The organism is Porphyromonas circumdentaria (assembly GCF_900167105.1).
Taxonomy (GTDB): Bacteria; Bacteroidota; Bacteroidia; order Bacteroidales; family Porphyromonadaceae; genus Porphyromonas; species Porphyromonas circumdentaria.
In genome coordinates this window covers 56,576-64,895 of the sequence record NZ_FUXE01000013.1, presented here as the reverse complement: position 1 = coordinate 64,895, position 8,320 = coordinate 56,576, and the positions used below count along the sequence as shown (strand labels likewise).

Here is an 8,320-nt window from a genome sequence, read left to right as displayed (position 1 = left end):
GTGATATTAGTAGTTTAGATGGAGAGGCTCGCATAGATAAGCAGTATTATATCAGCAGTTTACCACCCGAGGAGTGTCAGTTAATTGGACAATATATTCGAGGACATTGGGGGATTGAGAATCGGCTTCATTGGCATTTGGATGTAACCTTTAGGGAAGATGCTTGTCGAGCTCGTAAGGATTATTCAGCCACAAATCTAAACACGTTGAGAAAGTTTGCTTTAACCATTGTTTCTCAGTATAAAGACAAACTTTCCCTACGGAAAAGGTTGTTTAAGGCTGCTTTAAATATAGACTATCTCAAAAAGCTGCTAAAGATTTGATGCGGTTGCCCTGGGGAGCTCCCCGCATATAATCCAATAATTCGGGTAAAATAATTACTTTTGCCTCTGATATATAGGCAATAGATAGTAATTATATTTTTGATAATGAGTAACATTTTTGGCAATACAATCCCAAATACTTTTTTTGTAACGAAGGGAAGTGGGGAATCTGACTTAGAACTTCATGCAGGTTCTTACCATATGGCATTGTATGATGCGGGTATTTCTGACTATAACATCATGACCTACTCTTCGGTTCTGCCCGCTACGGCTCACTTGGCGACTATGGACGAGGTGGATATGCCTCCTTTTGGCTCGGAAATGAAGACGATTATGTCCGTTTCTCACGGTTTTCAAGATGAGTTTGTTTCTGCGGGGATTGTCTATGCTTGGATGTATAAAGATGAGAATTTTGACGAGAAAGCTGGAGGGCTTGTTTGTGAGGTAAACGGTCGTTACCGTATAGAAGAGTTGGAGTCTCGACTTATCCGAGTTATCAATGATTTGCATCAGAAGACATATAAGCAGTACTATTTGGGAGAGCTAAACTTTATTACTGAGGGTATTACGATCACGAAGCGTTATGGTACAGCTTTAGCTTCTCTCTGTTTTGTAGACTTTATCAACCCTGCATCTCCTATGCCCGAAGTACAGGCCTAACTCTCTCTTTTTCTAAGAATAAGAGATTTGAAAGGCTTGTTTTATACATTTTTTTATTGTACCTTTACACTACAAGGTTATATAGCTTGGCGCATAGAGCATTAACCATCACCTCTTTTTGAGGTTGTGTTTAGAGGAATAGTGTAGTCGGCTATAATTTAAATTTGTTATAAGTATGAAAGGTGGATTCAAATTTGGATTAGGAGTTGCTCTTGGAGCGGCTATCGGTGCTGCAATTGCTTACTTTGCAGACAAGGAAAAGCGTGATAGTTTTGTAGATAGCGTATCCTCTGCGGCAGATAAGGCGCGCGACAGCATAGTAGAGGGTTATTACGATGCGAAGGAGAAGTACTACAAGTATCGTGATAAGCTAAAAAAAGAGAGTTCTCAGATCTTGAAAGATGTGAACGAACGTGTCAACGAAGGAATAGAGAATTTTGATTAAGTTTCTTTTTTGGAAAGAGCCTCCAATGGTCAAGACAGAGCTTGATGACTGGAGGCTCTTTCTCTTCTTTCGGTATCCTATGCCACTCTTTTTTGAGAGGGAAGAACAAACTTATTTAGGAGGTGCTTATGGTAAATAAAGAGAATACAAATTTGGGATTTAGAGACCTCATACTGCATTTTGTAGAGTTTCTTTATGCGTGGATCAGACGTGCATTGTTTCAGACTGCAGAGGGGTCGGTACGGGTCGTTCGAGGGGTGTTGTTGGTTTTTCTAGCTCTTTTGGTTATTCCTACGCTCCTTATGTTTATTGTGTTTTTGCTTTCTCTGACTGTTGCCGAGGTTTTTGGGCTTTCATTGCTTCTTTCGGGGTGGATTACGATACTCTTTTTCGTTATAGTTCTTGTTTTATTGTACGTATTTAGAAAACCTCTTACAGCTCCTTTTTGTGATAAAGTATTACGGTTCTTTATGGATTGCGATACTCGACTTGAGCGGTCTATGAAGAGCTGGAATGGAGAGAACCAGCCTCCGACAGAGTGATTTTTCCCTAAAAGAAAAAAGATACAGAGAGTATGGAAAGTAGAGTGTATCAAGACTTCAAACGCAGGCAAGGAGAGGTAGAACATCTTTATTGGCTTACCAATAGACGTATAAGGGAGGATATTCATCTTTTACGAGAACCCGAGGAGCGTTATTACGTTTTAGAGGAGATGACTTCTTTGATTATTCCTAAAGGATCTTATGTAGATCGCTTCCTCTCGCTCTTTAAAGTTCCCTCTATAACATCTTATAGGAGGTCGAGTAAATCTTCCCGTTATCTCCAAAAGATTGCCTTTTTCTTACCTCCTAAGTTCAGGGCGGTGGTTACTTCTTTTTTGAAGTATCAACCCATAATACAGGTTGCTTACAATGTCGCGAAACCTGTGTTGATTTCGGCGGGTATTTCCGTGGTACGTAATGTAGTAAGGGGCGTTTTACGTCGAGTTTTCCGATAGACGAGGGCCCTCGTTCGATAGACCTCCAGTATTATTAAAAAGGTTCCTATGCGAAGTGCTATTATACTTCGTGTAGGAATTTTTCTTTTTGAGACCTTTGCATAATACCTTATCCATTCTGCTGACCTTTCGAGATTTTGGAGTGGGTTATACAGACTCGTGTACTTCCGTTATCCTCATCTTTAACTCTTTTGTCTAAGACATCTTACAATGTTTTCTTTGGGCAAGGCAACCTTTTTTTAAAGAGACTTTTGAAAAAGCTCTTTTATAGAACTTCACAACATACTCATACAAAAAGCTTCCCAAAAGTAGTTTTATACTCTTTGGGAAGCCCTATTGAAGTTTTTGAATCTCTTAGAAGAGCATAGTTGCACCTATCATACCAGCGATAGGGTAAAAGTCTCGGTACCCAAAGGGATATTCAGAAGCTCCGAAGATAGGGTTCTTAATTTCTCCATATATAGACCATCGTTTATTGAGACGGTATTGCCCCCTTAATAAGAGATCTTGTACGCTGTACTTTTGCTCTGGAGTAATAGAGTAGCGGATGCCGTAGTGTAGTTTTGTTCTTACCGAAAAAGATAGCCGTTCGTTCCAGCGATAGAGAGCCTCTCCCTCCAAGCTCCAAGTAGGTAATCCCTCTGCTACGGATAGTTTTTCGGTTTTGTAATTGTGGAACAGAGAGGAGAGAGAGAACTGTAATTTCTCTCCCAATGCATAAGAGAGGACCCCTTTTAGGTACCAACTGTTCATCTTATCATAGAGGGGTACGAAGGCTACAAAACTATTTTTTTGCGGATCTGTTACCGTTACATCGGGAGCTAAAAAAGTCATGTTTGGTAGTATCTGATATCCTCCCGAGAGATCGAGAGAAACTCCATAACCCCAGTAGGTTCTAATTCCCAACTCAGCGTCCAGCGTATATATACTAGGGGAAATAACTTGATGTGGGTCTATGAAGCGATTGACTTTGCCCAACTCATGTCGAGAGAGAGCCTTAGCCCCACCCTCTGCGCGAGCAAATAGCTGTACGTTTTTAGAAAAAGTAAGAGAAGTAGATACTTTGGGATAGAAGTAAGCATTGTTTTTTCGCGTCGTTAGAAAGCCGATGCCTCCCCCCGCATATACATTCCAGCGGGTAGTGCCCAAGAGTGTGCTAAACTCGATGTGGGGTACAATCTCCGACAGTGCCATACCGTGCGATAAGTTTTCTCCTCTCTTGTGTTGAAGAGGAGTGTTGCGTGAATGGGTGAACTGTGCCAGTGTGCTAAAGTCAACCCCTATAAATAGACTTTCACTTCTTTTTCCTTGAAAACGCGCATCGAGTAGCACTCTCTGCTCTTCAACTCTATTGGGTGATACATCCCTATTCTTAACGGCAAGTCCCGTATGCTCATAGGCAAAGTCTACCGAAGCATTTACCTTTTGGGCAGGTGTAGTTTGGTAGCTGAGTTGTACTTTTTCATAATCTTCTCCTACGCTAAGAGGAGTGGTAAAAAGGGACGACCCAAGTGCCACCAGAGGGTTAAGAGCAAAATAGTTATAGAAGTCGTAGGCCCCTTGTGCCTGTACTGTAAAGGTTCCCTTTGACCCAAATAGCGAGTAACCTAACCAAGCATCCGAGACATGTCTTTTAACGAGACTTATTTTGTCATTGGATAGAGGAGTGTTATGTTGCTTACTGTAATGCGACAGATGAATGTCGAGCTGATGTTTCTCGGCAAAAAGACGACTATACCCTCCCTGTAGACGTACGTTGGGATCTGCACCCGCCGCGAGTTGCAGGTAGCCATACCGTTTTGAAGAGGGTACTTGTGCTGCCAAATCGCTAAGCATAGGATGACGGGGCACGATGACAGGAGGGGTAAAATCTCCTGTCGAACGAGGGGGAAGAGGCTTAAGTTTGGTTAGTTTGGGTTTGTCAAACTCAAATTTGGAATGGAGGGGGAGAGCCTGCTCTATTTGTACTTCCTGATCGCTGACCACAAGTAACTCTCTACGGAGCGTATCTGCCCTCTGTGTACGAGTGGTAGTTTCGGTCTGTGCCGATAGAGGGTATATTGAGAGGAGCAGAAGTATACCGCCCCAAATAGTAGAAAAATGAAAATATCTCATAATTGAAATAGCCTTTTTAGTTGTCATGGGTTGATGTGGAGAGACGTTTATTTACCTCTTCGTGAATATTGTCCTTTTGGTTCGGATAGTTACTGCGCAGACTTTCTAAGTATTGGTTAGCCGTGATAGCGTCTCCATCTAATCGATAAATATCTGATAAAAGGATAATACCCGATGCCAACCAGTATTCGTGAGGTGTGCCCTTTTCGATGAACTGATTCAACAGCTTTTTCGCTTCCTTGCGTTGGGTAGCAGATTTACTCAGCATTTTGGCATAAGAGACCAGTGCTTCTGCACCGACTTCTTTGTCGGTATTTTTACTTAGGTTCTTGTACTCTTCGCGTGCTACCTCCTCTTTATTGAGAGCGTTGTAGCAGTGGGCTCTATAGAGGCGTAGTTTCTCAGTGCTCTCTCCCGAGAAAGTTTTGAGTGCATGGGTTGAGAGATCGGCACCCTCCTTATACATTCCCCCCAAGAGAGCCATATGAGTAGCCTCCTCTGCGGCTGTTAGTCGCATGGATTGTTCTGTAGCTATTTCATACATTTTTATATAAGTTCTATGAGCATTGTTATACTCAGCTCTCTTTTTCTGAAGCAGTCCCAAACGGTTTAGTGAGGAGATAAGAAGTGATTCGGAAAGCTCTTTCTGAGCCTGTGCCACCTGACTGTAAAGGGAGTAGGCTTTCTCTTCATCTCCCTTTTGGTAGGCAATGTCTGCCAAGTACTTCTGAGCTTTTAAGACATCGGCACCGTTGTGATAACGAGACACAAACTCTTCCAAGGCTCTTTGTGCTCGCTCGGGATTTCGTCGATACTCTCCTTCGGCAGTTTGGAATTGTAGCTCTCTTGTTTCGTTGTCTGAGAGGCTAAAGGCTCCTTTTGTAGAGCTAATCACGCGGTCTATATAATCCATACGCCCCATTTCTATGCACATGCTTTTTAGATTGGAAAAAGCAGTCGAAGCCTCGGCACTTCTCGGGTACTTCTGCATCAACGTGGCATAGGCCTCTAGAGCTGAATCGGGTCTTTGGGTATTGTAGTATAGTAGTGCCAGTTGTAGCTGTGCCGAACGCCCCGCTTCGCTATTGCCAAATTGTTTGAAAGCCAAGCCTAATGTTTTTTCTGCACCAGAGGTATTGCCCGAGAATAGGAGAGCTCTCCCTTTTTCTAAAAGAGCTTTTGATACCACGGCATTGTCGGGGAAGAGTTGCACAAGGCGGTCTAACGTCTCTATTTGTCGAGCGTAGTTCTTTCGCAGTCCATATATCTCGGCACTGCGAAACAGAGCATAGGAACTCTGTTGAGGTGCCAGCTGTACTGCTTGTTGGTAACCGCTCAGGGCATCGTCGAGAGCATTCTTGGCATAACGGCAGTCTGCCCATCGAGCAGAGGCATCGCTTTTGCGTAATGGGTCTTTATCGTCGGACTTCAAATAGCTATTAAAGTGTTGGGCAGCTTCGTCGAGTCGAGCACTGTTGAAGAAGGCGTATCCCAATCTATATTGTACCTCATGCCGATTGGTCGGTTGGTACTGTACATAACTTTGGGCCAACTCTTTTAGGGGGGGGACAGCTGCATCGTATCTTCCTTCTGCAAAAGCAATTTCTGCCTCTATCAGTAGCGACTCGCTCTTATATAATTTGCTTATAGGGTCGTCTTGCGCACGTTGTACAAGTCTTTTTGCCTCTGCTATATCTCCCTTTTTGAGTGTTTCTAAAGAGAGGTGATTCAGAACATACTGACGTGCTTCTCGGATAGCGGTAGAGCTACTCTTTACACGTTCGATAGAGGCGAGAGAGGTTGTGTAATTGGAGTTGGAGAGGTAAAATTCTGTGAGAAATCGCTCCATCGTTTTAACGTGTTGCGACTTGGGAAATAGGGCAAGGAATTGCTCGGCAATGCGTACATCCTGACCGAAATTGGACTGCCCCGAGGAACGCATCACCAAAGCCATCTCATACATTGCAGCCTCTCGAATACTGGGAGTAACTCCTTGGGCAGAAGCAAGCTCATAGGAAGTAACAGACTCTGTGTAGCGTCCTAAATCTCGTCGTGCTCTCCCCAAATAAAGATTGGCGACTTCGCTGGCAAAGTCCTTGCCCACAGAGGCTTTTAGTAGTGGGGAAATAGAGGATTCCAAATCACCGTTTTCGATGTAGGCTGCACCTAAGAGGAGCCAATCTTCGGAGGAGAGATGACCTGGATTGAGAGAAACCAATCGTTCAAAATAGCGAATGGTGTTAGGGGCATCGCCCAAGCGATAGAAAGCATTGCCAGCTATTTGCAGTAAGGAGGAGTGGAATGCCATCTGAGGAGCCTTGCGCTCTACCGAGGCTATCGTGGCAACAGTTTGCTCATAGTTGCCGTTGAAATAGTCTATGGCTGCCAGACCGATACGCGCCTCTGCCTCCAAATCGGGGTAGGATAGAAGAGTTTGATAGATGCGTTGGGCCTCTTTTAGATTGCCCTGTGCAATGAGTTCGCTACCAACATAAAAGGAAGCCACTCTGCCCCAATGGTTGTCGGTAGAGCTTGCTTGTGCAAAGAGGTCGGCTATATTGCCCTCTTTGCGATTGGTCTTTAGTAATGCGTAGGCAAGTCGTACCTGCCATTCTGTTTTTTCGAGAGCAGAAAGAGCCGTTTCGTCCAGCTTTTCTAAGTAATACCTTGCGCGGTTAAAATCTCCCTTGTGCATGTAGAGGGCAGATCGATGTAGCGTGGTAATAGATTTTCTGCTATCTGTAGGATACTCTTTTATAAAGTAGTCGAGGGTATTCTCTGCAAGTCGATGCCCTACTCTATAATATCCTTCTGCTCTGTCGTACAACTGATGAGCCGAGGGCAAGTAGTCCAATGTCAAATTGTAGGGAGCATTTTTGTAGTGCGCTTTACTCGAATAGATATCGTTGAGGAGTAGAACCTGCTCCTTTTCTGTGCGTATTTGAGAGTAATTAACGATGTTTTGAGAGAGGGAGGGGAGTATTAAAAAAGCTCCTAAAGAGGAAGCTATAACTTTTTTCTTGTTCATCGCTTTTTTTCTTATAAAGCCTGTTTTTCTTAGTTGGGAAGAACTTTTTTAGACAATAGCACTCCCATAATACCCAAAGATACAATCTATTTGTAACAATTATGCTTTTAAGTTGGCAAGAAAAGAAAAACTCAGCCATTAGATAGGGCTGAGCTGTAAATAGTAGTTGTCCCGGAAGAACTCGAATCCTCAATTTCAGAGCCAGAATCTGACGTGTTACCATTACACCACGGGACAGGAATAAAGCGGCTTCAGGAGTAAAAACCAAGAACCGCCTGCAAAGATAAGGATTTATCTGAAAATAAAAATAATCGATACCCTTGCGTGCAGGGCAACCGCATCAAAATGTAAGTGTCTGATTATCAATCATAGTTTTGAGTGCATTCTTTATCTTTGAATATAATCCTCAAAATGCAATCATTTGAAAATTAGCGACTTGTATTTTGTCGAGATTTTTGATGCGGTTGCCCTGCCCTTGCGTGTACTATAAAAAGTATCAGAACACTCGTCTCGAATCCCTAATAGAGCTTGAATCATGCTCATAATGTAGTAAGAGAGCATTCATTATACAACATCACCCAAGGGGTGACTAAGTCTTGTTAATCTCCTCTTTTTAAGTCTTTTCTCTCTCGTGGTAAAGTGTAAAAAACTCCCTGTAAAAGTCGTTTTTCTCTTGAGTAAAACTCTATTTGCAGATTGAGTATATATATATTCAGATTAAATATATGTATATTCAATCTGAAAATACATAT

7 protein-coding genes and 1 tRNA gene are annotated in these 8,320 nt (G+C 42.8%); 5 read left to right on the top strand and 3 right to left on the bottom strand.

All coding sequences use genetic code 11. The annotated features are described in order from the left end of the window. From B5D06_RS06620 to B5D06_RS06600, 5 genes are all read left to right on the top strand, one after another. Positions 1-323, top strand: a 323-nt coding sequence (locus B5D06_RS06620) for an ISAs1 family transposase (protein WP_143742635.1), incomplete at its 5' end; no start/stop codon positions are given. A gap of 105 nt (positions 324-428) precedes the next feature. Further along, positions 429-983: a pyruvoyl-dependent arginine decarboxylase gene (locus B5D06_RS06615; protein WP_078737215.1), complete on the top strand. Its 555-nt coding sequence runs from the start codon at positions 429-431 to the stop codon at positions 981-983. 175 nt (positions 984-1,158) lie between these two features. Beyond that, on the top strand, positions 1,159-1,428 hold the full coding sequence (locus B5D06_RS06610) for a YtxH domain-containing protein (protein WP_078737214.1): 270 nt from the start codon (positions 1,159-1,161) through the stop codon (positions 1,426-1,428). Positions 1,429-1,556: 128 nt separating this feature from the next. After that, positions 1,557-1,970, top strand: a complete 414-nt coding sequence (locus tag B5D06_RS06605; RefSeq protein ID WP_078737213.1) for a hypothetical protein — start codon at positions 1,557-1,559, stop codon at positions 1,968-1,970. Between the two features lie 32 nt (positions 1,971-2,002). After that, positions 2,003-2,425 carry a hypothetical protein gene (locus tag B5D06_RS06600; protein ID WP_078737212.1) on the top strand — a complete coding sequence of 141 codons (423 nt, stop codon included), beginning with the start codon at positions 2,003-2,005 and terminating at the stop codon, positions 2,423-2,425. 354 nt (positions 2,426-2,779) lie between these two features. Here B5D06_RS06600 and B5D06_RS06595 read toward each other — a convergent pair whose 3' ends face one another. The 3 genes from B5D06_RS06595 to B5D06_RS06585 form a co-directional block, all read right to left on the bottom strand. Then, positions 2,780-4,540 carry a TonB-dependent receptor gene (locus tag B5D06_RS06595; protein WP_143742634.1) on the bottom strand — a complete coding sequence of 587 codons (1,761 nt, stop codon included), beginning with the start codon at positions 4,538-4,540 and terminating at the stop codon, positions 2,780-2,782. Between the two features lie 16 nt (positions 4,541-4,556). Beyond that, positions 4,557-7,568: a tetratricopeptide repeat protein gene (locus B5D06_RS06590; protein WP_078737210.1), complete on the bottom strand. Its 3,012-nt coding sequence runs from the start codon at positions 7,566-7,568 to the stop codon at positions 4,557-4,559. A gap of 166 nt (positions 7,569-7,734) precedes the next feature. Then, positions 7,735-7,805, bottom strand: a tRNA-Gln gene (locus B5D06_RS06585). Between the last annotated feature and the right edge of the window lie 515 nt (positions 7,806-8,320).